The organism is Sphingobium lactosutens (assembly GCF_013393185.1).
Taxonomy (GTDB): domain Bacteria; phylum Pseudomonadota; class Alphaproteobacteria; order Sphingomonadales; family Sphingomonadaceae; genus Sphingobium; species Sphingobium lactosutens_A.
Genome location: NZ_QJQX01000075.1, coordinates 96,908 through 121,775 on the forward strand (window position 1 = coordinate 96,908; position 24,868 = coordinate 121,775).

Sequence of the window (24,868 nt, forward strand, 5' to 3'; positions counted from 1 at the left end):
GCCATGCAGAACGCCTTTGCCCGCCACCCCAAGGTCGCGGCGCTCCTGGCGGGCTTCCTGTCCGCCACCGGCTTCGAGCCGCTCAGGCTGTGGCCCGTCGCCCTCGCCTGCCTCGCGCTGCTGATACTCCTGATCGAGCGCGCGCCCGACCGCCGCGCCGCCTTCGCCCGCGGCTGGCTGTTCGGCGTCGGCCATTTCACCCTGGGCCTCAACTGGATCGCCCACGCCTTCACCTTCCAGGACAGCATGCCGCACTGGTTCGGCTATGGCGCGGTGCTGCTCCTGTCGCTCTATCTCGCCGTCTATCCGGGCCTTGCGACCTTGGCGGCGTGGTGGCTGAACCGGCGCATCGGCGGGAAGCCCCTATCCCTCCTCCTCTTCTTCGCCGCCACATGGATCGCCGCCGAATATCTGCGCGCGACCCTCTTCACCGGCTTTGCCTGGAACCCGCTCGGCGTCACCCTGTTGCCGACCGGCGCCGCGATCGCCGCGACCATCATCGGCACCTACGGCCTCGGCGCGCTCGCCATCCTCGCCGCCGGCGCGATCCTGCTTGCCGCTCGCCGCCAGTTCCGCCCCGCCATCGCGCTGCTCGCCCCGCTGCTGCTGTTCGCGCTATGGGGCCATCTCGCCCCCGCGCCCGCGACGCCCGAAGGCGCGCCGCGCATCCGCGTGGTCCAGCCCAATATCGGCCAGGACGAGAAATATTCGGTCGAGGCGGAATATCGCAATTTCAACAAGCTGCGGACCCTGTCCGGCCAGCCCCGCCCGGCGCCGCGCCTCATCTTCTGGCCCGAAGCCGCCATTCCGGCCTATCTCGACCTCGAACCCGACTGGCGCGCGCGCCTCGCCGGCCTGCTCGGCCCCGGCGACCTGCTGCTGACCGGCGGCGACAAGGTCTATTTCAAGCCGGTCGAGCAGGACGGCGCGCTGGTGAACAAGCTTGCCGGCGCCAACAACAGCGTCTGGATCGTGACACCCAAAGCGACCCTCGCGGGCCGTTACGACAAGTCCCATCTCGTTCCCTATGGCGAATATCTGCCGATGCGGAACATCCTGGAACCCATCGGCCTGTCCCGCCTCGTCCCTGGCGATGCCGACTTCTGGCCCGGCCCCGGCGCCCGGAGCCTGACGCTGCCCGCCACGCTCGGCCGCCCGGAGCTGAAGATGGGCGTCCAGATCTGCTACGAGATCATCTTCTCCGGCCATGTCATCGATGCGAAGAATCGCCCGGCCTTCCTCTTCAATCCCTCGAACGACGCCTGGTTCGGCAGCTGGGGTCCGGTCCAGCATCTGGCGCAGGCGCGCCTGCGCGCACTGGAGGAAGGCGTGCCGATCATCCGCTCCACCCCCACCGGCGTGTCGGCGATCATCGACGCGCGCGGTCGGGTCGTGCGCGCGCTCGGTCTCAACCGCGCCGGCTATCTCGACGGGGGCCTGCCTTCCGCCCTACCTCCTACGGTCTTCGCCATTGTCGGTAACTGGGCTGCCCTCGGCCTCATCATTTTGCTCCTCGGGCTGGCCATTGCCTTGCGCCGCGGCAAAAGCTAATAGGCACATAAACATTTCTTTATATCGCTATTCGCCCAAGCGTCTTACGGGAGTCCTATGCGTACCAACTATCTCTTCACCTCGGAATCCGTTTCCGAAGGCCATCCCGACAAGGTTGCGGACCAGATTTCCGACGCCATCGTCGACCTGTTCCTTTCCAAGGATCCCGAAGCCCGCATCGCCTGCGAAACGCTGACCACGACCCAGCTCGTCGTCCTCGCCGGCGAAATCCGCTGCAAGGGCGTGTTCGAAAATGACGAATGGGCGCCGGGCGCTCAGGAAGAAATCGAAAAGACCGTCCGCGAAACCGTAAAGCGCATCGGCTATGAGCAGGAAGGCTTCCACTGGGAAAGCTTCCGCTTCGAAAACAACCTGCACGCCCAGTCCGCGCACATCGCGCAGGGCGTCGACGCCAGCGGCAACAAGGATGAAGGCGCAGGCGACCAGGGCATCATGTTCGGCTATGCCGCCAACGACACGCCCGACCTGATGCCCGCGACACTCTATTACAGCCACAAGATCCTGGAAACCATGGCGGCCGACCGCCATTCCAAGGTCGCGCCCTTCCTGGAGCCGGACGCCAAGAGCCAGGTGACGCTCCGCTACGAAGGCAGCACGCCGGTCGCCTGCACCGCCATCGTCGTCTCCACCCAGCATGCCAAGGGCTATGACGAGGGTGAGAAGGAAGCCGAGCTGAAGGCCTATGTGAAGGGCGTGGTGGCCAAGGTGATCCCGGCCGACCTGCTCTCGGACGAAACCGTCTATCACATCAACCCGACCGGCAGCTTCGAAATCGGCGGCCCCGACGGCGACGCCGGCCTGACCGGCCGCAAGATCATCGTCGACACCTATGGCGGCGCCTCGCCCCATGGCGGCGGCGCGTTCAGCGGCAAGGATCCGACCAAGGTCGACCGTTCGGCCGCCTATATCACCCGCTACCTCGCCAAGAATGTGGTCGCCGCCGGCCTTGCCCAGCGCTGCACCATCCAGATCGCCTATGCGATCGGCGTGGCCGAGCCGCTGTCGCTCTATGTCGACACGCACGGCACCGGCACCGTCGGCGACGACAAGATCGAGGATGCGATCAAGGGCATTTCGGAACTGGGCGGCCTGACCCCGCGCGGCATCCGCACGCATCTTGGCCTCAACAAGCCGATCTACCAGCCGACCGCCGCCTATGGCCATTTCGGCCGCAAGCCCGAAGGCGACTTCTTCCCCTGGGAGAAGACCGACCTGGTCGAAAAGCTGAAGGCTGCGCTGTAAGCAGCAGCATCGAAAAATAAAAAGGGCGCGGGTTCATCCCCGCGCCCTTTTTCGTGTCAGCGCAACACCAACGCCAGCAGATCGGCCGAAGACACGCCCGCCGACCTCAGGAAACCCTGATAATAGTCGCACCCTTCGCGGGCGAGCAGGTCCAGCTGCTGCTCCGTCTCCACCCCTTCGGCGACCACCGTCAGCCCCAGCGACTTGGCCATGTGAATGACCCCGCGCACGATGATCCGGTCGCGCGCGCTGCCGGCGATATCCTGCGCCAGCCCGCTGTCGATCTTCAGATAGTCGAGCGGCAGGCTCTTGAGATAGGCAAGGCTCGAATAGCCCGTCCCGAAATCGTCGATCGCCACCGCCAGCCCCTCGCTGCGCAGCGCATGAAGCAGCGCGGCGGCCGCATCCACATCCTGGATCAGCCCGCTCTCGGTAATCTCGACCGTCAGCCGGGATCGGGGGAAGCCACTGCGATCCACCAGCCCCAGAAGGTCGGTCATGAAGCGCGGCTGGGCGATGTCCGCTGCCGTGACGTTGATCGACAGCCGCAGATCGGCCAGCGCCCTTGGCCAGGCGGCCGCCTGCCGCAGCGCCTCGCCCAATATGTGCGCCGACAAAGGCAGCATATAGTCGGACCGCTCCGCCGTGCCGAACAATATGCCCGCGCCCAGCGGGCCATAATGGGGATGATTCCACCGGGCCAGCGCCTCGACCCCGCTGATCCGCTGCGAATCGACGGGATATTGCGGCTGGAACACGATGCCGATCTCGCCCCGGTCCAGCGCCAGCCGCAGGTCGGTCTCCAGACGGTCGGGATCGACCTGCCGGCTCTGCTTCTCGGCCGACAGGATTCGAATCCCCTCGCCCCCGCCCTGCCGCGCGTCGGCCAGCGCCGTGCCCGCACGCCGCAGCAACAGGGTCGCGTCATCCTCCGCCCGTGCCTGCGCGATGCCGCAGCGGGCGGTCAGCCTGATCAGATGGTCGCCCGCGCTGAACGGCCGCCCGATCGCCGCGATCAGTTGCCGCGCCAGGAAGGTCGCCCGCTCGCCGGTCGCCGCCTCGCCGGTCAGGCCGACCAGAAACTCCGTCCCCGCGATTCGCGCCACCATCGAACCGGGCGCGACATCGTCGACCATCCGCTCTATCCGCCGCGCGATCCGCCCCAGCAGCGCGTCCCCCACCACCTGCCCATAGGCGGCATTCATCCGCTCGAACTGGCTGATCGACAGCAGCAGCACCGTGGTCGGCAGCCCGACGCGCCGGTCGAGCCAGTCGAGCGCCGCCTGCCGCGACCGCAGCCCGGTCAGATAGTCGCGGCTCGCACTGTCCCGCTCATGCCGTTCGGACAGCCATTCGACATCGGCCGCAATCTGCCCGTCCTCGATCCGCAGATGATGGACCAGCCGGTCGCCGGGCCGATCGGGCAGGCCATGCGCCAGCGCCGCCGGCCGCCCGGCGCGCGCCATCGCCTTCAGCGCCGTCAGCACGCCATGCCGCTCGGTGCGGGGCAGTCGGCGCAGCAGCATGGCGGGCGATACCGCCGGCGCATCCAGCGCCAGATGCCGCGCCAGCGCTTCGCTCAGCCGCAGCACGCCGTCGCGCCCCAATTGCCAGTAAAGCGCATCCCCGCGCCGGATACGCTGCGCCCGCTGGCTGGGTCGAACCCCGCCGCCCAGCCTCTCGACCAGCCGGTGCGCCGACGCCAGCACGCCGCGCAGCCGGTCGCGCGTAAAGGGCATGGTCAGGAAATGCGTCGCCCCTGCCGCTAGCAACGCCGGCACCCGCCCCTCGTCGCTCGCATCGACCAGCACCACCAGCGCGCCGCCGCCCGCTTCGGTCGCGGGAACCAGCGGCTCCAGCAGCTTGCCGGCTTCGCCGCCGCGCAGGTCGACCAGCGCCACCTGCGCCTCGCTGCGCAGGAAGCGTTGCGGGGCATCACCCGGCCGCCGCGCGCCGATCGCTTTCCAGCCGACCGCCTGCGCCGCCTGGCACAGCCCGTCACGATCCCCCGGCGAAAGGATGAATAGACTGCGCTGCCCGTCCGCTGGGGCGTCACCACTCACTTGACTCTGTCTCCCTGACGCCGCGCGTCGCGCCGTCCTAGCAGCAAGGAGTTACCGACCCGTTCGCAATACCGCAACGGGGGCGCTTGCACCCGCCCATGCCATCGCCTAGCTATGGAACATGGCTATTGCCGCTCTTTCGCTCCAGCCCCAACTGTCACCTCTGGTTGACGGTTTGGGCCGCCGGATCAGCTATTTGCGGATTTCGGTGACGGACCGCTGCGACCTGCGCTGCCGCTATTGCATGGCGGAGCGGATGCAGTTCCTGCCGAAGAACCAGGTATTGACGCTGGAGGAGATTGCGCTGCTGGCCGATCTCTTTGTCGCGCGCGGCATCACGAAGATTCGCCTGACCGGCGGCGAACCGCTTGTCCGCCGCGACATTGGCGACCTCGTCCGCCGCATAGGCCGCCATCTGGGCCGGGGCCTCGACGAACTCACCCTCACCACCAACGGCACCCGGCTCGCCGACCATGCCATCGACCTGTTCGATGCCGGGGTGCGGCGGATCAATGTCAGCCTGGACAGCCGCGATCCTGATCGCTTCGCCCATGTGACGCGCGGCGGGAAGCTGGATCAGGTGCTTGCCGGCCTCGACGCGGCCCGCGCCGCCGGCCTCGCGGTCAAGATCAACATGGTGGCGCTCAAGGGCGTCAACGAGGACGAGATCCTCCCGATGCTGCGCTGGTGCGACGGCCAGGGCTTCGACCTCACCCTGATCGAGACGATGCCGCTCGGCGAAACCGGGGAGGATCGCACCGACCATTATCTGCCGCTGACGCAAGTGAGTGCCATGATCGATGCGCATCACCCCCTCACCCCCATCGCCGACCGCACCGGCGGCCCGGCCCGCTACCATGCCGCCGACGGACTGAGCGCCCGGCTCGGCCTCATCACGCCCCTCACCCGCAATTTCTGCGCCGACTGCAACCGAATCCGCATGACCTGCGAGGGCAAGATCTTCATGTGCCTCGGCCATGAGGACCATGTCGATTTCAAGGCCGCCTTGCGCGACGGCGGGCCGGACGCCGTCCAGCCGCTCATCGACCGCGCCCTGCGCCTGAAACCCGCCGCCCATGATTTCCATATCGGCGCGGGCGAACGGCCCGCCACCCATCGTCACATGAGCGTCACCGGCGGATGAGCAGCGAAGTCCGGCGCGCCCTGGTCGCGTCCCCCACCCAGGCGGCCCGCGCGGCCGAAGAACGGCTGCGCGCCGCCTATGATTTCGTGCCGGTGGAAGAAGCCGAGATGATCATCGCGCTGGGCGGTGACGGCTATATGCTCCAGACGCTCCATTCGATGCTGGAAAGCCGCCGCATCCTGCCCATCTTCGGCATGAACCTCGGCACCGTCGGCTTCCTGATGAACGAATGGCGGCTCGACGGCCTCGACCAGCGGCTGGCCAAGGCGAAAAGCTTCAAGGTCAATCCGCTGCGCATGGTGGTCGACACCGTCGATGGCGAGCAATTCTCGATTCCCGCCATCAACGAAGTCTCCTTGCTGCGCGAGACCCGCCAGACCGCCAAGCTGGAGGTGGAGGTGAACGGCCGCACCGTCCTGCCCGAACTGGTGTGCGACGGCGTGCTGGTGGCGACGCCGGCCGGCTCCACCGCCTATAATCTTTCCGCCCACGGCCCGATCCTGCCGCTGGGATCGGCGCTGGTGGCGCTCACCCCAATCAGCCCCTTCCGCCCCCGGCGCTGGCGCGGCGCGATCCTGCCCGAAGCGACCCAGATCCGCTTCACCGTGCTCAACCCGGTCAAGCGCCCGGTCAGCGCGGTCGCCGACCAGCGCGAAGTGCGCGATGTCGCGCGCGTGGAAGTCCGTATCGACCGCACCGCGCCACTCACCCTGTTGTTCGATCCCGAACATACGCTGGACGACCGGATCGCGGCAGAACAGTTCATCGCGTAAATTTTTGTGACATTGCGGCTTGCCATTGCGCGAAAAGCGCTGCTATAGGCGCGGCCTGCCCAGCGGAAGCCGGGCTGCTCCCCGATAGCTCAGCGGTAGAGCATTCGACTGTTAATCGAATGGCCGTAGGTTCGAATCCTACTCGGGGAGCCAGATTTTCCTTCAGCCGCCGGCGCTGAACCCCCTCCCGAAAAATCAACCTTGCGCGCCACCCAAGTCCTTGAATCTCTCCGGATTTCGCGGACCGATTTTTTCTGGCCAGAGCGCTTCAAGCCCCTTGCCATTTCATCTGCGCCAATGCATAGGCGCGCCTGCCCGGCACAAGCCGGGCCGCTCCCCGATAGCTCAGCGGTAGAGCATTCGACTGTTAATCGAATGGCCGTAGGTTCGAATCCTACTCGGGGAGCCAGATTTTCCACCATCGAAAATCTCGCCGCAGCGCCCGATTGCGCGCTCCTTCCCCGTCGCGAACATAAGAAAAAGCGCGCGAAGCCTTTCGGCCCCGCGCGCCAGTCTGCTTGGGAGAGAGTTAGAGCGCGCGGCGTTAAATCCGACGCAGTTCGCGCGCTCTAAGTTTTTGTTGTCGCATCGTTTCAAGCGCAAAACCGGTTCCCACCCTTCGACAGGCTCAGGACAGGCTTTTGCGCACGATGCTCTAAGGATCAACGTCCGGCGTATTGACGCCCGCGGGTCGCGACCGCCCAGCGTTGCACGATCGCGTCCGGCGCGGTTTCCCGCACGAAGCACTGGCCGCGCTGCGCGCGGATCGTCCGGCACGCCGTCACGGCGTCGGCGCGGCTGGCAAAGCCGCTGACCGCCAGCCGGTGATAGAGGCGGCCTTCGACCGTCGCCTGACTGGTGAGCACCGGCAGGGCGGCGAGCGACGCGCTGCGTCCCGCCATGCCCATCCATTTTTCCTTGGCCACCGCCGGACTGTCATAGGCTCCCAGCTGGACGACCCAGTTGCTGGCCTTGGCGGCGGACTTGACGAAGGCCGCCTTCTGCACCCGCGCCATCGGCGTGGCGACGGTGCGCTGCGCCGCAACCGACCGGCGGGCATGTTCCTGAACGGTGAAGCCGGGGCTGGCAACCGGCACCGGCGTCGCCACCGAAGCAGGCGCCTGCACCACCGGCGCGGCATCGGCGAACTGCACCGGCTCGACCGCAGCAGGCTGCGCGGGGTCGGGCGCGGCGGCCGCAGCCGCCATGTCCACCGGCGTGATCGCCGGCGCGGCGAGCGCGAGCATCGCCGGCTGGCCCTGATCGGCGCCGTTGATCGTGACGCCCATCAGCGCGGCGACGCGCTGCGGTGCGAGGGAGGGTTCAGCGATCTGCGCCCAATCGGTGATGCGCGTGTTCGCATCCTTGGGATCGAGGTCCATGCCGACCAGAATCCGCGCATCCTTCCAGCGCCCGGCCAGCGCATAGGCATAGGCCAGGTTCTGGCGCGTCCGCGCGGTCGCCGATGGATCATGAATCGCTTCTGACAGGATGCGCACGCCTTCCGGCGCGTCGCCCGCCATCGCCATGGCCAGGCCATAGTCGGACGCGGGCACGGTATCGGCATGGCTGACGAGCAGGTTGCGCGCGGCGTCGGCGCGCCCCTGCGCCACCTGCACTAGCGCCAGGCTGACGATGGTGCGCGCATTGGTGCTGCCCAGCGCCAGTGCGTCGGACAGCGCCGTTTCGGCCGAAGCGAAGCGGCCCGCCAGCACATAGGCGCGGCCCAGTATCTGCCGATATTCGCCATTTTGCGGCGCGATCCGAACGGCGGCCTCGGCCGCCTCCACCGCCTTGACGGCATTGCGATCGGCCAGCGCCTTGTTGGCGGTCGCCACATATTTCACCGGATCGCCCTTGGCCGGCGCGATCGAGGCGGACGGGCGGAATGCCGACCCGGTGCAGCCGACCATCGTGGTGGCGACCATCAGCGAAGCCAGCGCCGCCTTGCCAAACATCTTGCGGTTCATTGTGCCTGATCCTCGCTTCACTTGCCCGCGCGCAGGCGCGGCAGTTGTTCGGTCAGCCGGTCCACTTCCGGCAGCGTGTTGAGAAAATCGTCCAGCGCCTGCGTCACCATCTGCTGCGCCGACCGGCCAGTCAGCGCGCTCGCCAGCCGCAGCTTCAGATGCCGCTCCGCATCCAGCCGCAGCGTGAAGGCGGCCTTTCGATTAGGTTCGGGGCGATTGCGTTCGGCCTTGGCGGCGGAGGCCATGATTTCCTGCGTCGCACCGATCCTCTCGGCCAGTTCCTCGCGCTCGACCACGACCGCAGGGACCGGCGCCGGTACCGGGGCTGGCTCGACTTCGGCATCCACCAGGCTGACCGGCGTGGTGACGCCCATCGGGGTCAGGCCCAGCGCGACCGGCGGCTGTTCGACCGGAACCGGTTCGGGCTGCACGTCGAAGCCCATGTCGTTCCAGCCGAGATCATCCTGCTGACCAAACTCCTGCTGAATCGCGACCGCCGAGCGACCGAAACCGAGCATGGGACGACGCATCGCCGGCTGGGCTGCCCCCTTGCGGGCGAGCAGGCCGGAGGTGAGCGATGCGAGCGGCTTTGCTTCTGCCATGACGATGCCCTCCTTACTGGCCGATCACGCGGCGGCCGAAGCCGCCGCCGGCGGGACGCGCGGCCCCCATCGTGCCGACGGTGCCGGCGGGAACGGAAAAGACGGTGCGGCGGAAATTCTTCTCCAGCCGGTCCGACACATAGGTCCACAGCGCCTCCACTTCGGCGGCGGAGCGGCCCTTGGGATCGACCTCCATGACCGTGCGGCCGTCGATCATCGACGCGGCGAAATCGGTGCGGTGGTGCAGCGTCACCGGCGCGACCGTGCCATGCTGCGACAGGGCGACGGCGGCCTCGGAGGTGATGCGCGCCTTGGGCGTCGCGGCGTTGACGACGAAGATCAGCGGCTTGCCCGCGCGCTCGCACAGGTCGACCGTCGCGCCCACCGCGCGCAGATCATGCGGGCTGGGGCGAGTCGGCACGACGATCAGCTCGGCGACCGAAATGACGCTCTGGATCGCCATGGTAATGGCCGGCGGCGTGTCGATGACGGCCAGCTTGAACCCCTGCTGGCGCAATATCTCCAGGTCGGCGGCAAGCCGCGCGACCGTGGTCTGGGCGAAGGCGGGAAACTCCGCCTCCCGCTCGTTCCACCAGTCGGCCAGCGATCCCTGCGGGTCGATGTCGATCAGCACGACCGGACCGGCCCCGGCGCGCTGCGCCTGCACTGCCAGATGCCCCGACAGGGTGGTCTTGCCCGACCCGCCCTTCTGCGACGCCAACGCCAAAATCCGCACGCCTAACCCCCAAGGAAAATCTCAGTTCCCGGAGGAATTGCCATATCCGCCGCTAAGATTTGGTTAATCGCCGGATGACCGCGCGTGCCACCATGGCACGATGCCGACGCGCGATAGCCTATTCCCTTATGCTAATTGGACCTTAACCTTGTTCGACCATGACAGCCGCAATGGATTGCCGCAGGAGCGTGAATATGAAGCCTTTCTGGAGGATGATGGCGACCGGCATAATGCTGGGCCTGTCCGTGCCGGTGCTCGCCGATGTGAAGACCGGGGTCGATGCCTGGCAGCAAGGCGACTATGCCAAGGCGATCGGGGAATGGCGTCCGCTCGCCAATGAAGGCGATCCCGATGCGCAGTTCAACATGGGTCAGGCCTATAAGCTGGGGCGCGGCGTCCAGCCGGATCTGAAGGTCGCGATCGACTGGTATCGCAAGGCTGCCGTTCAGGGCCATATGCGCGCCGAGGACAATCTGGGCCTGCTGATGTTCCAGCAGGGCGATCGCGCCGCCGCCATACCCTATCTGCAACGCGCCGCGATGCGGGGCGAACCGCGCGCGCAATATATCGTCGGCACCGCCCTCTTCAACGGCGATCTGGTCGGCAAGGACTGGGTCCGCGCCTATGCGCTGATGAGCCGCGCGGCGGCATCGGGCCTGTCGCAGGCGTCGACCAGCCTGACCCAGATGGACAAATATATCCCCGAGGACCAGCGCAAGCGGGGCCTCGCCATGGCGGCCAATATCGAACAGGGCAAGGGCGCCAGTTTTGCCGCGACAGAGCCGGCGCCGGTACGCGCCTCCCCCGCGCCCGTGCGGACGGCGGAACTGCCCGCCTCGACTCCGCCAAAGCCCGCGAAACCGACGCCAGCGCCGAAACCTGCCGCTTCCAGGCCGCAGGTCGCCGCCGCGTCGCCGCCCCAGCCCGCCCCGGCCAAGCCGGCTGCACAGACCAATGCCCTGCCCAAGCCCGCCGCATCAGGCGGCTGGCGCGTGCAACTCGGCGCGTTCGGCGAGGAAGGCAATGCCCGCGCGCTCTGGAACCGCCTGACCGGCAAGGTCAGCGGCCTGTCCGCCTATCAGCTCTATCTGGTGAAGGCCGGTGCCGTCACCCGCGTTCAGGCCGGCCCGATCGCCAGCAGCGCCGACGCCAGCCGCCTCTGCTCCCGCATCAAGGCCGCCGGCGCGGATTGCATGCCGAAGAAGATTTGAGGTTGGTTCAATAAAGCCAACCTCCGTTCGTTTCGAGCGCAGTCGAGAAGCGGATAGAACTGCGCTCGCGTTTCTCGACTTCATCGCCAAAGGCGATGAAGTTTATCCTGAGCGCCTGCCGCAGGCAGGCAGTCGAAGGGCTCGAAACGAACGGTCGGATTATCTCGACACGCTCGCCTGCTCCAGCATCCAGTCGCGAAACTGCGCGACCGCGGGGCTGGCCAGAGCCTCGGACGGATACACCAGATAATAGGCCTGCTCGGTCGACATCGGCCGGGCGAAGGGGATGACCAGCGTCCCCGCCTCCAGCTCCGGCCGGATCAGGAAGCTGGGGATCAACGCCACCCCTGCCCCCGCCGCCGCCGCCTGCGCCAGCATCAGGAAATGCTCGAAGGCCGGTCCAGCCGCCAGACCCGAAGCCTCCACCCCCGCCGCCGCCAGCCAGCGCGGCCAGGCGTCGCGGCGCGATGTCTGGCTCAACAAGGGCACATGCAGCAGGTCGGCGGGCGTGCGCAGCGGGTTTGCCGCCAGCCAAGACGGCGCGCAGACCGGCACCGCTTCCTCGCGGAACAGAAAGTCCATCGCGACGCCCGGCCAATCCTGCGCGACACCGAAATGGACAGCCGCGTCAAAATCCTCATGCCCGAAGTCGAAGGGCTGCGACCGGGCGGCAAAGTCGATCACCAGATCGGGATGGCGCGCCGTCAGTTGCGGCAGGCGCGGCGCCAGCCAGCGCATACCGAAGCTGGGCAATGTCGCGACCCGCAACGCCGTCTGCGATGGCCGCGCCGACGCCCGCGCGGTGGCGCGGCGGATCGCGTCGAGCGCGGGCAGCAATTCTTCAGCATAGGCGCGTCCCGCCTCATTCAATCGCACCCGCCGCCCGATCCGGTCGAACAGAGGCGTCTGGAGCATATCCTCCAGCTGCGCGATCTGGCGGCTGACCGCGCTCTGCGTCAGGCCGATCTCCTCGCCCGCGCGGGAAAAGCCGCCATGGCGCACCGCCGCCTCGAAAGCGGTCAGCGCGTTCATCGGCGGCAACCATTTGCGGAAAACACTCATTCCAAACTCGCATCAGTAGATGACAGGTCGCCATTTTGAAAATCATGACTATCTTGCGATAAGGGCGTTGTCATCTGGAGCATATCATGTCGAATGAGAATATGGGCACGATAGAAAGACTGGTTATCGCCACCCTGGGCGAGGATGTCGCCCGCCGGACGCTGGACATGCTGGCGATCGATCCCGCCCTGCTGGGCGAGCGCGGCGACACCGTGTCCCGCGCCGCCTTCGCCATGGCGATGAACGTCGCCCTGTTCGACGATCTGCTGCGCCGGGTGCCGAGCGGCGACGCCTATGTCGCCGATACTCTGGCGCGCGGCGGCAAGATACTGTTCGACCATGGCGCGCTGCGTTCGATCCGTTTTCCGCATGGGACCACCGGCGCGCTGCCCGGCGGTGAGGACGCCTTCACCCGCATCTTCCTGCCTCTGGGCTATGAAATGGCGGCGATCTATCCGCTCAACCGGCTGAAGATGACCGGCCGCGCTTATCGCCACCTCGACTTCCCCGAAGCGATCCCGCAATTCTTCCTGTCCGAACTCCATGTCGAGCGGTTCGACGCCGAGTTCGCCAACGCCGCCGCCCGTATCTTCGGCTCCAGCCGCGATCCGCTGGACGCGAAGGCCAAGGCCGTGCTGGCGCACTATGAAGCCGGGGAGACTGTCCAGATCGTTGACGCGATCGCCGCCCTGCCGGTGATCCTCTCCGCCTTCGATCGGCAGCATGAGCCGCCCGGCTTCGAGGATTATCAACTGCTCCTCTCCCGCTCCAACGAGGCCGCCTGGATCGCAACCGAGGGCAATGGCTTCAATCATGCGACCGACCGGGTGGCCGATGTCGCCGCCCTTGCCGAGCGCCTCAAAGCAGAGGATCGCCCGATGAAGGAAAAGCTTGAAGTCTCCGCCACCGGCCGGGTGCGCCAGACCGCCTTCCGCGCCGACAGCGTGGAGCGGCTCTTCGCCGATGGCGAATTGCGGCAGGTGCCCGGCTCCTTCTACGAATTCATCAGCCGTGACATCGATCCGGAAACAGGTCGGCTCGACCTCGCCTTCGACACGGGCAACGCCACCGGCATCTTCGCCATGACCAGCGCGCAATCGGGCGCGGCACGGTGAGCGCGATGCTACAGTCCTTCGATCCGGCCTCGCGCGAACTGGTCTGGGAAGGACCGGTTGCGGGCGCGGACGATTGTCACCGCGCCATCGCCACCGCCCGCGCCGCCCTGCCCGGCTGGCGCGCGCTGCCCGTGGACGACCGCATCGCCATCGCCCGCCGCTATGCGGAGATATTGGGCATGCGCCGCGCCGCGCTGGCGCAGCTCATCTCGCGCGAGACGGGCAAGCTGCTCTGGGAAAGCGACGCCGAAGTCGGATCGATGATCGCCAAGGTCGAAGTGTCGATCAAGGCGCATGGCGAACGCACCGGCGAGCGGGCCGCCGACATGCCGTTCGGGCGCGCGATCCTGCGCCATCGCGGCCATGGCGTGATGGCGGTGCTCGGCCCCTATAATTTCCCCGGCCACCTGCCCAACGGCCATATCGTCCCCGCCCTGATCGCGGGCAATGCCGTCGTCTTCAAGCCCTCGGAGATCACCCCCGCCACCGGCGCGGCGATGGCCGACGCCTGGGAAGCCGCCGGCCTGCCCCATGGCCTGCTGACCGTGGCGCAGGGTGGCCGCTCTACCGGCGAAGCGCTGGTCGCGGGCGATATCGACGGACTGCTCTTCACCGGATCGGCGGGGGCCGGCGCGGCGCTGCGCCGCGCGCTGGTCGAACGGCCCCATGTCATCATGGCGCTGGAACTGGGCGGCAATAATCCGCTGATCGCGTGGGATTCCCCAGAAGCCGCCGCGTCCATCATCGTCAACTCCGCCTTCATCACCACCGGCCAGCGCTGCTCCTGCGCCCGCCGGTTGATCCTGCCAGAGGGGGCAACCGGCGACGCCATCGTGGAGGCGACCGCCACCCTCGCCGCGCGGCTTCCCATCGCCGCCTGGAACGAGCCGGGCGATGCCTTCATGGGACCGCTCGTATCGGATCAGGCCGCCGCTGCATCGCACCGCGCCGTCAGCGACCTGATCGCGCGCGGCGCGAAAGTCATCCGCCCCTTCGAGGGGATAGAGGGCCGCAGCGCTGCCTTCGTCACCCCCGCCCTGCTCGACCTGACAAGCGTCGAAGCGCCCGATGCGGAGATTTTCGCACCCGTGCTGACGATCATCCGCGTGGGCGATTTCGACGCAGCGATCGCCGCCGCCAACGCCACCAGCTTCGGCCTGTCCGCGGGCCTCATCTCGCAGGACGAGGCGCTGTGGCAGCGGGTGGTGGAGGAAAGCCGCGCCGGCGTCGTCAACCGCAACCGCCCCACCACCGGGGCGGCAGGCAACATGCCCTTCGGCGGCCTCGGCGCATCGGGCAATCACCGCCCCAGCGCTTATTATGCCGCCGACTATTGCGCCTATCCCATTGCCAGTTTCGAGGCGGCCGACGTCGCAGCGGTGCCGGTTAATGGCTTGAACAGCTAAAGCGGTTAGGGCAACGGCTACCGATCAATTTCGGAGGGGCCGTTGCCAAATCCCGTCATTCCATCCTGGGTTCTGACCCTGGTCTGCGCCGATCGCGTCGGCATCGTCGCAGCGGTCAGCCGCTTCCTGGCGGAACGCGGCGGCTTCATCACCGACAGCCAGCAATATGCCGACCGGGAAGCCGACCTCTTCTTCATGCGCGTCGCGTTCGAGGCGACCGACGACCGCATCACCGATCTTGACGGGCTGCGCGCCGATTTCGCCGGAATCGGGGAAGAGTTCGCAATGGACTGGTCGCTGACCGCCGCCAGCCACCGGCCCCGGATGCTGATCGCCGTGTCGAAGGGATCGCATTGCCTGGCCGACCTGCTCCATCGCTGGCAGACGGGGATGCTGGCGGTCGATATCATGGGCGTGGTGTCCAACCATCCCGACATGCGCCGCATCACCGAATGGCACGGCATCCCCTATCATGAACTGCCGGCCAATGGCGACAAGGCGTCGCAGGAAGCCGCGCTGCTCGATATCTTCGATCGCAGCCGGTCCGACTATCTGATCCTCGCCCGCTATATGCAGGTTCTATCGGAGGATCTGGTCGAGCGGCTGGCCGGGCGCTGCATCAACATCCACCACAGCTTCCTGCCTGGCTTCAAGGGCGCCCGCCCCTATCACCGCGCGCATGAACGCGGGGTCAAGCTGATCGGCGCGACCGCCCATTTCGTGACCGCCGACCTCGACGAAGGGCCGATCATCGAACAGGCGGTCGAGCGCGTCGATCATCGCGCCACCGCCGACGACATGATCCGCATCGGCCGCGATATCGAGGCGCAGGTGCTGGCCCGCGCGGTCGGCTGGATTGCCGACCGGCGCGTGCTGCTCAATGGCGGCAAGACGGTGGTGTTCCGATAGGAGCGATCGACATTCAGCGCTGACGGGCTGCAAATGGCGATCCTTGGCGCTTCCGGTGCTCACGTACCTTTAAAGCATCGTGCGGAAAAGTGGGAACCGGTTTTAGCTACGCTGGCCTTCGGCTCCGCTCAAGACGATGCGACAACAAAAGCTTAGAGCGCGCGACCTGCGTCGGATTTAACGCAGCGTGCTCTGGTACGCTGCGCGCCGGATCGCCAAAGACCAGCATTTTCGCCACGTCATCATCTGAATGTCGATCGCTCCTAGTCAGTCCTCGTTGCGATCCGACCGGAACTCGCTTCAAATCCCCAGTCGCGCCCAAAAATCATCCGCCGCGATCGGCACGCTGGATGCAGGCTTGCGCTCCACGCGTGCCCAAGAGGAATGGGGCAGATAGACATGGCCGTCCGGCTGGGCAGGGCGCGATCGACGGGTACGGGTAACAAGGCGGGTCATCGTCTTCTCCTCAAGCAAGGGAACACGAAACCTGGCGTGGTCGCTTCGGAACCGTGCGCTTTAGCCGTTGGTGACGCGGAGCAAGCTGACATCCTTCAAAAGCCGCGGAGCGTGAAGCTCGCGACTTTATCTAGCGATTGAATTGAGAATGTCGAAATAGCTTTGCTTGGGCTGGGGCCAGCCGGGCTTTATGCGCCCATCTGATGCAGGCCGCACAGCTTGTTGCCGGCCGGATCGCGCAGATAGGCAAGGTAAAGCTTGCCAAAGCCGCCCTCTCGAATGCCGGGCGGGTCTTCGCAACTCTTTCCGCCGGACGCGACGCCTGCCGCATGCCAGGCATCGGTCTGCTCGGGCGACGCCATGGCAAAGCCGATCGTGCCGCCATTGGCATGGCACGCCGCCTGCCCATCAATGGGGCGGGAGATCATGAAAAAAGCGCCACCATGCACATAGATGACACGTCCCTTGTCGTCCATGAAGCCGGGCTTGGCCCCGATCGCAGCGAACAACGCGTCATAGAAGGCCTTGGACGCATCGATATCGTTGGTGCCAACCATGACATGGCTGAACATGCTTCTTACTCCGGGATCATGGGAATTCAAAACCGCACAAGAGGCGGAGGTTCAGCGCGACACTGAAGGCTTGGAACGATCAATAGCCGTCATCGGCCGTCCGGCAGAGGATCAGGCGATAACGCTGTAGAGAAACCAGCCGACGATCAGCAGGCTCGACACAATGCAGACACGATCACCAAAAATGTCGATACGAGACATTAGCAAACATCCTTCCACCCTGGGCGCTCTCAGGTCGCCTCTGTGGAAAGATTACATCAGTTTTTACCGTCACGGAATAGTAAAGTTGCGTCCTATCGACCTTGATAGGCGGCGAGCAGAAACCATCTGTGGCTCGAAAATATAACCGCCAAATTCAAGGTGATAGCGCATCAATCCAGCGTTGCCGCCCGCTGTTCAGCTCTAATCGATGCCGCGATGCTTCAAAAAGGAACGCGTGGCCTCTTCCGCGCCGCGATAGGCCTCCTGAAATTCGGCGCTCCAATATTTGAGGTCATCCAGATCGATTCGCGCGCCCGAGACTGCGCAAAGCACGAACTGCCCCGGCCGCACGATATCGAAATGCGGCGTTTCATAATGAAGTACCGCCAGCCCCTGAATATCCGCATTCATCTCCGGCGCCATCAATCGCCGGTGAGGATGCGGTCGACCAGCTGCTTCACGGTCGGCACGAACCCGTTCGAATAGAAGGGGTCCTGCTTGAACCGATAGGCGGCATGGCCCGCGAACAGCAGATTCTTGTCGAGGTCGCCGCCATGGACCGATTCCTGGAGCGACTTCTGGATGCAGAAGCTGCGCGGGTCGGCCAGGCGACCGGTCGAGTTGGTCTCGCTGTCCATCCAGCTGGAGAAGCTGCACTGCGACAGGCAGCCCATGCAGTCGGTCTGGTCCTTGCGGATTTCCGCTTTCTCTTCCTCGGTCACGAAGACGAGCGTATTGTCCGGCGTCTTGAGCGCGGAGGTGAAGCCCGCCCCGAACCATTCGCGCGCGCGCTGAAGATCGCCCAGCGTCACCCAGAAATTCTTGCCCTTCACGCCCACGTCGAGCTGGTGGGTATGGTCGCCCGCCTGTTCGGTGCTGAACGGGATCTGCCGGTCCGACCGCGCCTCCAGCGAGCGCAGGAAGGGATTGCGGATCGCCGAGCTGTAGAAGCCGGTGGGCGAGAATTTGTGCAGCAGCACGTCGCCCGGCTCCAGCTGCATCAGCCGGTCCTTCCAGTCCTGCGGGATCGGGCTTTCCTGCGTCAGCAGCGGGCGCGTGCCGAACTGGAACATGATCGAGCCGAGTTCCGGATTGTCGATCCAGTCGTTCCAGTCCTTGAGCGCCCAGACGCCGCCGGCCATGACGATCGGCACGTCGTCGGAAATGCCGCCTTCGCGCATGGTCGCACGCAGGTCGCGGACGCGGGGATAGGGATCCTGCGGCGCGCGCGGATCTTCGGCGTTGGACAGGCCGTTATGGCCGCCCGCCAGCCAGGGATCTTCATAGACCACCGCCGCCAGCCATTCCGACGCCTTGGAATAGGCGCGCTTCCACAGCGCGCGGAAGGCGCGGCCGGAGGAGACGATGGGGAGATAGCTGACATTGTAGGAAGCGGCGATTTCGCTGAGCTTGTAGGGCATGCCCGCGCCGCAGGTGACGCCGGCCACCATGCCCCTGGTCTTTTCAAGGACGCCGTGCAGCACCCTTTGCGCACCGCCCATTTCCCACAGGACGTTGATGTTGATCGCGCCCTTGCCGCCGGCAATCTCGAACGCGCGCTTCACCTGCTCGACGGCGCCGTCGATGGCATAGGCGATCAGTTCCTCATGCCGGTCGCGGCGGGTGCGGCCATGATAGATTTGGGGGATGATGTTGCCGAAACTGTCATAGCTGTCGGCATTCACCGCCGACACGGTGCCGATGCCGCCAGCCGCCGCCCAGGCGCCGGAGCTGCTATGGTTGGACACGGCAACGCCCTTGCCGCCCTCCACGATCGGCCACACTTCACGGCCACCATAGACGATGGGCTTCAACCCCTTGAACAACGACATCTCCTGCACATGCACCCGGCCCCCTCGACCGGGTAAAAAGCGACCCTATAGCAGCTTTGGCTGTCTATGACGAATTTCGCGCGCCCTAGCGCAAAATCATGGGGCTGGCCAGAGCCTCCCCATAAAGGCGTGCATAGGCGTGTACCATGTCCTGTTCCGCATAATCGCGCTGCGCGCGCTGCCGGTTGGCCGCGCCCAGCCGTGCGCGCAATTCGGCGTCTCCCGCCAGCACCCCAAGGGCCGCCGCCAGCCCCGCTTCGTCCGGCACGACGAAGGGGCGATTTTCCGGCGCGACCATGTTGGCGACGTCACCTACGTCCATGGACGCGGCGGGCACGCGAGCCGCCATCGCCTCCACCAGCGAGATCGGAAATTGCTCGCTGTCCGACGACAGGGCGAACATGTCGAACAGGCCGACGAAGCGCCAGGGCCGGTCCATGAACCCCGCCATATGGATGTCGGTGAGGCCATGGGTGGCGGCCTCCGCCAGGATCGCGTCCCGCTCCGGCCCCTCGCCCACCACCACCAGTTGCAGCCGGTCCTTGTGCGCGGCGACGGCGCGGACGAGGCGCGGGATATTCTTGACCGCGCGCAACCCCGCCAGCGTGCCGACCAGCAGCTTGCCGGGCGTGCGGACCAGACCGGGAATGGCGTCGGGCGCGGGCGGCTGCGCATAGCGGGCGACGTCGATCCCGTTGCGGATCAGATGCAACCTGCCCGCCGGCTGTTTCCAGGCGGAGCGCGCAATCCCTTCCAGCCGGACCGAAGGCACCACCATAGCATGCGCACGCTGAAGCGCGACGCGGCGGAACAGGTTGCGCTTGGTCTTCAGCCGCTCCGTCTCGTCCGCGTTAAATCCATCCTCATGGTGGATCAGCGGCGGCAGCCCCGCCGACGCCCCCGCCAGCCGATGCGCCATCACCGCGTCCATCGATCCCCAATTATAGGTGAGGACGAGATCGAACCGTTTGAGAAAGGCGGTGATGACCCGGTACCGCGCCAGCCCCGGCTTGCCCGCGAAGGACGGGCCATCGGGAAAATCCACCTTGACCGCCGGATCGATCGCATCGCGCGCGCCCATCGCGGCTGGATCGGCGCTGACGATGCTGTGCCGCGCCCGGTCGCCCCAGATGTTCATCAGCCGAACGGCGCGCGCTTCCTTGCCCCCCAGCGAGAAGCTGCCATGGACGTGGAGGATATGAGGCCGGAACTGGCCGGACCCGTCAGCCATGCAGGACGCGCGCCAGCAGCCGGTCGATCGCGGCGGCGCTTTCCGGCTCGTCGAGCGCGGGGGCATGGCCGACATGGGGGATCGTCGCCAGTTCGGCGCTTTCCCCCATCTCCCGCATCATCCGCTCCGCGCTGGCGGCGCTCAGCAGGTCGGACCGCTCGCCGCGCAGCAGCAGCGTCGGAATACCGCGGAACGCCTGCATCACCGGCCACATGTCGACGCCTGCCTCGCTGCCCATGGCGCGGATCGGCTCGGCGATCTTCATGTCATAGTCGAGCACGACGCGCCCGCCGCTGTTCAGCCGATAGAGCCGCTTGGCCATGGCGAGCCATTGTTCCAGGTCATAGCCGGGATAGACGTCTTCATTATTTTCCGCGAGCGCCCGCGCGGCATGGACCCAAGTCGGGTGCGACTGGCCGACCCCGACATAGGACCGGATGCGCGCCAGCCCCGCCTCGTCCAGCGTCGGGCCGACATCGTTGAGCAGCGCGCCGGCCAGCCAGTCGCGCTGGGTCGCGGCGATCAGCATGGTGATGATCCCGCCCAGCGACGTCCCCACCGCAACGAAGCGAGTGATGGCGAGGTCGGCCAGCAAGCGGCTGATATCCTGCAAATAGGTCAGCGGGACATAGGTCATCGCGTCCTTGGCATAGGCGCTTTCGGCACGGCCGCGCATGTCCGGGCAGATGAGCCGCCATTCGCCCGCCAGCCGACCGGCCAGCGGCTCGAAATCGCGCGCGTTGCGGGTCAACCCCGGCAGGCAAAGCAAGGGCGGCCGCCCATCCTCACCGCCATCATAGTCCCGATAATGGAGCCGGAGCCCATCGGGAGACCACCAATATCCGTCCTTATAGCCGGTCAAGCTTGATCCTTCCGCCCTGGCTCCCCCATATCGCCCTATGAACCAGACGCCGCAACCCGCAACTTATCGTCCCGCGACCGAAATCGACACGCTGATGCCCGACATTGGCGATCCCGTCGCGGCCGCACACTTTCCGCAGACCATCCTGCGCTACCGCAACGACCGGGCGGCCGCCTCGGTCGGGCTGGCAGGATTGAGCGATGAGGATTGGCTCGCCCATTTCGGCCGCTTCGCGCCGCTCGAAGGCAGCCTGCCCCGGCCGCTGGCGCTGCGTTATCATGGCCATCAGTTCCGCCATTATAATCCCGATATCGGCGACGGGCGCGGCTTCCTGTTCGCGCAGTTGCGCGACGCAGGCGGGCGGCTGCTTGACCTGGGCACCAAAGGATCGGGCCAGACGCCCTATAGCCGCTTTGGCGACGGGCGACTGACGCTGAAGGGCGGCGTCCGCGAGATATTGGCGACCGAAATGCTGGAGGCGCTGGGCGTCAACACGTCGAAAACCTTCTCCATCGTCGAGACGGGCGAGGCGCTGGAGCGCAACGACGAACCCTCCCCCACCCGCGCGGCGGTGATGGTGCGCCTCAGCCATTCGCATGTCCGCATCGGATCGTTCCAGCGCGCCGCATTTCATGACGACAAGGCGTTGCTGGAGAGGCTGACCGACTATGCGCTGACGCGGCTTTACGCAGAAACGCCGGGCGACAATCCGCCCGCACAGCTTCTTGGCCGGGTGGTGGAGCGCACCGCCGATCTCGCCGCGAGCTACATGGTCGCGGGTTTCGTCCATGGGGTGCTCAACAGCGACAATATCAATGTGACGGGCGAGAGTTTCGATTATGGCCCGTGGCGCTTCACGCCGCTCTGGGATGCAGGCTTCACCGCCGCCTATTTCGACCATGCCGGGCTCTACGCCTTCGGGCGGCAGGCGGAGGCGATCCATTGGGACGTGGCGCAACTGGCGGTGTCCCTCAGGCCGCTGGTGGAGGCCGAGCCGCTGATCGCGCAGCTGGAACGGTTCCCGGCGCTCTATGGCGAGGCGATGCAGCGGCGCTTCTGCTGGCGGCTGGGCGTCGAGCCGGGCGCCGACCCCGGCCCGATGATCGAGGCGGCGGTGCGCGGCATGGTGACGACGGGCACCGGGATCGACCGCTTCTTCCACGACTGGCACGGCGGCGTGGCGCGCGACGGGGCGGCCTATGGCGATGCGGGATGGGCAACGTTCCGTGAAGCGATCGCAGGTTTTGCGGCGGTGCCGGGAGCGAGGGACCACGCCTATTGGGCCGACGAAACCCCCTGCTCGATGCACATCGAGGAAGTCGAGGCGATCTGGAACGCGATCGACAAGGACGACGACTGGACGCCGCTATACGCCAAGGTCGCCGCGATCCGGCGCATGGGCGAGGCGCATGGGGATGGACCGGGGGTAGTTTGATTACTGCGTCACCCCGGCCTTGAGCCGGGGTCCAGCTTCTTCTGTCGACCAAAGAAAGCGGGATCCCGGGTCAGGCCCGGGATGACGGAAGAACTGAAACGCCACCCCCTCGTCATTCCTTAACCATTTTCCGCCATACCCGCCCGCAAATGGTCGCGCCGCTTACATCCCATGAACCCGCTACCGGCACGCTGCTCTGGCAGGGCGAGCCGGGCGATGTCGATGCCGAGGTGGCGCGCGCCCGCGCCGCCTGGCCCAGATGGGCGGCCCAGCCCATCGCCTACCGGATCGAGACGCTCCGCCGCTTCGTCAATGTCGTGCGCCGCAATGAAGACGCGCTGGCGGACCTGATCGCGCGCGAGACGGGCAAGCCGCTCTGGGACGCGCGCGACGAAGTCACCGCCGTCATGGCCAAGGTCGACATCAGCGTCGCCGCCTATTCCGAACGCACCGGGCAGCGGCGGCTGGAGGCCAATCTGGGCGCGCGCCAGTCGGTGCGGCACAAGCCCCATGGCGTGATGGCGGTGCTCGGCCCCTATAATCTACCGGCGCACCTGCCCAACGGCCATATCATTCCCGCGCTGCTGGCCGGCAACGCCGTGGTGTTCAAGCCGTCGGACAAGACGCCCGCCGTGGGCGAGATGCTGGTCCGCCTCTATCATGAGGCGGGCGTGCCGGAGGATGCGGTGCGACTGCTGGTCGGCGGCGCGGATGCAGGCAAGGCGCTCGCCGCGCACCCGGACGTTGGCGGCATCCTCTTCACCGGCTCGGCCCAGACCGGCATCGCCATCAACCGCCAGTTCGCGGCCCAGCCGTCCAAGATCCTCGCGCTGGAGATGGGCGGCAACAACCCTCTCGTCGTGTGGGACACGCCCGAAATCCATGCCGCCGCCGCGATCGTCATCCAGTCGGCCTTCCTCAGCAGCGGCCAGCGCTGTACCGCCGCCAGCCGGCTGATCGTCAGGGAAAGCCTCGCCGACCGGCTGATCGCGGAGGTCAAGCGGCTGGCCGACCGGCTGATCGTCGACCATCCCCATGCCGATCCCGCCCCCTATATGGGTCCGGTGATCGACAATCAGGCGGCCGATGGACTGACCGAAAGCTTCCTCTGGCTGATGAGCAATGGCGGCCGACCGATCAAGCATATGGTGCGCGTGAAGCCGGGCCTGCCCTTCCTGACGCCCGCGATCATCGACGTGACCGGCATGAAGGAACGGCCCGATGTCGAGCTGTTCGGCCCGCTGCTCCAGGTCGTGCGCGTGGCCGAGTTCGGCGACGCCATCGCGGAGGCGAACAATAGCCGTTACGGCCTGTCCGCCTCGCTGATCGGCGGATCGCCCGAACACTATAGCCAGTTCTGGTCAAACGTCCGCGCCGGCGTGGTCAACTGGAACCGCCCGACCAACGGCGCGGCATCCAGCGCGCCCTTCGGGGGCGTCGGCATATCGGGCAATCACCGGCCCAGCGCCTATTATGCCGCCGACTATTGCGCCTATCCCGTGGTGTCGGTCGAGATCGAAACACCCCGCGCATCGATCGGCGTTGGACTGAAGGAAGTCGACGTCAGCGCGATGGGGGATTGAGGGGCGCGCGTATCTGGCTGGCGGTTTGCGACCATTTTTTGACATAGAGATAGATCGCACACATCGCGCGCATCAGACCGTCCGGTTTCTCGCACATTGATCAGTGATAGTTGCCACTTGGAGGTGGAATATGAACCACGCCCTGTTAATGTGTCAGCATGACGAAACGAGGTATCGAGCATTTCCCATATCCAGAAGATTGGACTGATGACCTACTAAATGAACTTGGTTATAGGCGGCGTGCAGTTTCAGTTTTTGATCATTGGCTGACGGAAGAGGAGTGGGAAGCAAGCCCTTACATTGTGTTAGAGCGGGCGCAGGCCGTGGGGCTTGAGGCGGATTTTCTTGAACAATGCTATCAGTTCCAAGCTTTTTACCGCTGTCTTTTCGAGAAAGGCGTTTTCCGCCTCACCGGCCTGAGGACAAAGCGACAGGTGGCTTGGCATCCTCATTGGGATCGTCGATTGAAGAAGGCTGTAAATGCTATCGCATGGGATTTACGATGGGGGTCTGAATTCTACGCGCCTACTAATCACGTTCGTGTCATGTCTGGTGACGACCGGACAGACGTCCTTCTCTTAGAAGAAGAGGCAGACGAGCGGGCACTCGAAAATCTCGCGAATAAATTTGGGCTACACTTTCTTCGTGGGGAAAATTGGTTGTAATGCGAACTGACCATATTCCCACCGGAATGTCCGCTAACCACCCCTTTTCGTCATTCCCGCGACCCGAAGGGCGGCCGCAGGCCAACGCGGGAACCCATCTCCTGACCTTGCGTCCAGCACCAGGCCGGGGAGATGGATCCCCCCGCCTCCGCGGGGATGACGGAGTTGGAAGCAAATCCCTACCTCCATACCCCGCCACGCAAAAACATTTCCTAATCCCCGCCAT

Annotated in this window: 22 protein-coding genes and 2 tRNA genes; 13 read left to right on the forward strand and 11 right to left on the reverse strand. The window is 66.0% G+C overall.

Annotation, left to right across the window (positions count from 1 at the left end; translation table 11 throughout):
• The first annotated feature begins 3 nt into the window (after positions 1-3).
• Positions 4-1,551 (forward strand): apolipoprotein N-acyltransferase, encoded by a 1,548-nt coding sequence (gene lnt, locus DM806_RS20990; RefSeq protein WP_179045103.1) that lies wholly within the window; start codon positions 4-6, stop codon positions 1,549-1,551.
• Between the two features lie 57 nt (positions 1,552-1,608).
• The gene (gene metK, locus DM806_RS20995; RefSeq protein WP_179045104.1) at positions 1,609-2,814 is read left to right on the forward strand and encodes a methionine adenosyltransferase; all 1,206 of its coding nucleotides are present in this window, start codon (positions 1,609-1,611) and stop codon (positions 2,812-2,814) included.
• Between the two features lie 56 nt (positions 2,815-2,870).
• On the opposite strand, the gene DM806_RS21000 is transcribed toward metK, so the two are convergent.
• On the reverse strand, positions 2,871-4,877 hold the full coding sequence (locus DM806_RS21000) for a putative bifunctional diguanylate cyclase/phosphodiesterase (RefSeq protein WP_179045105.1): 2,007 nt from the start codon (positions 4,875-4,877) through the stop codon (positions 2,871-2,873).
• A gap of 121 nt (positions 4,878-4,998) precedes the next feature.
• Here DM806_RS21000 and moaA point away from each other — a divergent pair, with 121 nt between their 5' ends.
• The 4 genes from moaA to DM806_RS21020 all read left to right on the forward strand — a co-directional run bounded on the left by moaA (position 4,999) and on the right by DM806_RS21020 (position 7,203).
• Positions 4,999-6,021 carry a GTP 3',8-cyclase MoaA gene (moaA, locus tag DM806_RS21005; RefSeq protein ID WP_179045106.1) on the forward strand — a complete coding sequence of 341 codons (1,023 nt, stop codon included), beginning with the start codon at positions 4,999-5,001 and terminating at the stop codon, positions 6,019-6,021.
• Positions 6,018-6,794: an NAD kinase gene (locus tag DM806_RS21010; protein WP_179045107.1), complete on the forward strand. Its 777-nt coding sequence runs from the start codon at positions 6,018-6,020 to the stop codon at positions 6,792-6,794. Before moaA ends, DM806_RS21010 begins: the two co-directional genes overlap by 4 nt.
• A gap of 78 nt (positions 6,795-6,872) precedes the next feature.
• Positions 6,873-6,947, forward strand: a tRNA-Asn gene (locus DM806_RS21015).
• A 181-nt stretch (positions 6,948-7,128) separates the two neighbouring features.
• Positions 7,129-7,203 (forward strand) — tRNA-Asn (locus tag DM806_RS21020).
• 253 nt (positions 7,204-7,456) lie between these two features.
• Here the strand turns inward: DM806_RS21020 and DM806_RS21025 are convergent.
• From DM806_RS21025 to DM806_RS21035, 3 genes are read right to left on the reverse strand one after another with little or no spacing between them, the layout of a single operon-like run.
• Positions 7,457-8,764 carry an SPOR domain-containing protein gene (locus DM806_RS21025; RefSeq protein ID WP_179045108.1) on the reverse strand — a complete coding sequence of 436 codons (1,308 nt, stop codon included), beginning with the start codon at positions 8,762-8,764 and terminating at the stop codon, positions 7,457-7,459.
• 17 nt (positions 8,765-8,781) lie between these two features.
• A complete protein-coding gene (locus tag DM806_RS21030) occupies positions 8,782-9,366 on the reverse strand; it encodes a hypothetical protein (protein ID WP_179045109.1) in 585 nt (194 codons plus the stop codon).
• 13 nt (positions 9,367-9,379) lie between these two features.
• Complete coding sequence (locus DM806_RS21035) at positions 9,380-10,102, reverse strand: AAA family ATPase (protein WP_179045110.1); 723 nt, start codon at positions 10,100-10,102, stop codon at positions 9,380-9,382.
• A gap of 194 nt (positions 10,103-10,296) precedes the next feature.
• Here DM806_RS21035 and DM806_RS21040 point away from each other — a divergent pair, with 194 nt between their 5' ends.
• Positions 10,297-11,313, forward strand: coding sequence for an SPOR domain-containing protein (locus DM806_RS21040; protein ID WP_179045111.1), 1,017 nt, complete (start codon positions 10,297-10,299; stop codon positions 11,311-11,313).
• Positions 11,314-11,472: 159 nt separating this feature from the next.
• Here DM806_RS21040 and gcvA read toward each other — a convergent pair whose 3' ends face one another.
• Complete coding sequence (gene gcvA, locus DM806_RS21045; RefSeq protein ID WP_179045112.1) at positions 11,473-12,375, reverse strand: transcriptional regulator GcvA; 903 nt, start codon at positions 12,373-12,375, stop codon at positions 11,473-11,475.
• A gap of 86 nt (positions 12,376-12,461) precedes the next feature.
• On the opposite strand from gcvA, the gene DM806_RS21050 reads away from it, so the two are divergent.
• Genes DM806_RS21050 through purU form a run of 3 tightly spaced genes read left to right on the forward strand, consistent with a single transcriptional unit; the run spans position 12,462 to position 15,805 of the window.
• Entirely contained in the window at positions 12,462-13,490 is a 1,029-nt protein-coding gene (locus DM806_RS21050) for a DUF1338 domain-containing protein (RefSeq protein ID WP_179045113.1), read from the forward strand.
• A 5-nt stretch (positions 13,491-13,495) separates the two neighbouring features.
• Positions 13,496-14,896, forward strand: a complete 1,401-nt coding sequence (gene astD, locus DM806_RS21055; RefSeq protein WP_179045238.1) for a succinylglutamate-semialdehyde dehydrogenase — start codon at positions 13,496-13,498, stop codon at positions 14,894-14,896.
• A gap of 42 nt (positions 14,897-14,938) precedes the next feature.
• A complete protein-coding gene (gene purU / locus DM806_RS21060; RefSeq protein ID WP_179045114.1) occupies positions 14,939-15,805 on the forward strand; it encodes a formyltetrahydrofolate deformylase in 867 nt (288 codons plus the stop codon).
• 300 nt (positions 15,806-16,105) lie between these two features.
• Here purU and DM806_RS21065 read toward each other — a convergent pair whose 3' ends face one another.
• From DM806_RS21065 to DM806_RS21090, 6 genes are all read right to left on the reverse strand, one after another.
• A complete protein-coding gene (locus DM806_RS21065) occupies positions 16,106-16,261 on the reverse strand; it encodes a hypothetical protein (protein WP_179045115.1) in 156 nt (51 codons plus the stop codon).
• Between the two features lie 188 nt (positions 16,262-16,449).
• Entirely contained in the window at positions 16,450-16,833 is a 384-nt protein-coding gene (locus DM806_RS21070; RefSeq protein WP_179045116.1) for a VOC family protein, read from the reverse strand.
• Between the two features lie 402 nt (positions 16,834-17,235).
• The gene (locus DM806_RS21075; RefSeq protein WP_179045117.1) at positions 17,236-17,445 is read right to left on the reverse strand and encodes a DUF2093 domain-containing protein; all 210 of its coding nucleotides are present in this window, start codon (positions 17,443-17,445) and stop codon (positions 17,236-17,238) included.
• An 11-nt stretch (positions 17,446-17,456) separates the two neighbouring features.
• The gene (locus tag DM806_RS21080; RefSeq protein ID WP_179045118.1) at positions 17,457-18,860 is read right to left on the reverse strand and encodes an NAD(P)H-dependent flavin oxidoreductase; all 1,404 of its coding nucleotides are present in this window, start codon (positions 18,858-18,860) and stop codon (positions 17,457-17,459) included.
• Positions 18,861-18,951: 91 nt separating this feature from the next.
• A complete protein-coding gene (locus DM806_RS21085; protein ID WP_179045119.1) occupies positions 18,952-20,097 on the reverse strand; it encodes a glycosyltransferase in 1,146 nt (381 codons plus the stop codon).
• On the reverse strand, positions 20,090-20,959 hold the full coding sequence (locus DM806_RS21090) for an alpha/beta fold hydrolase (protein ID WP_179045120.1): 870 nt from the start codon (positions 20,957-20,959) through the stop codon (positions 20,090-20,092). The genes DM806_RS21085 and DM806_RS21090 overlap by 8 nt, the downstream gene beginning before the upstream one ends.
• Before the next feature lie 37 nt (positions 20,960-20,996).
• Here DM806_RS21090 and DM806_RS21095 point away from each other — a divergent pair, with 37 nt between their 5' ends.
• From DM806_RS21095 to DM806_RS21105, 3 genes are all read left to right on the forward strand, one after another.
• Positions 20,997-22,394: a protein adenylyltransferase SelO family protein gene (locus tag DM806_RS21095; protein ID WP_179045121.1), complete on the forward strand. Its 1,398-nt coding sequence runs from the start codon at positions 20,997-20,999 to the stop codon at positions 22,392-22,394.
• A 149-nt stretch (positions 22,395-22,543) separates the two neighbouring features.
• Positions 22,544-23,977: a succinylglutamate-semialdehyde dehydrogenase gene (gene astD, locus DM806_RS21100; protein ID WP_179045122.1), complete on the forward strand. Its 1,434-nt coding sequence runs from the start codon at positions 22,544-22,546 to the stop codon at positions 23,975-23,977.
• Positions 23,978-24,135: 158 nt separating this feature from the next.
• A complete protein-coding gene (locus DM806_RS21105; protein ID WP_179045123.1) occupies positions 24,136-24,642 on the forward strand; it encodes a hypothetical protein in 507 nt (168 codons plus the stop codon).
• Positions 24,643-24,868 lie beyond the last annotated feature (226 nt).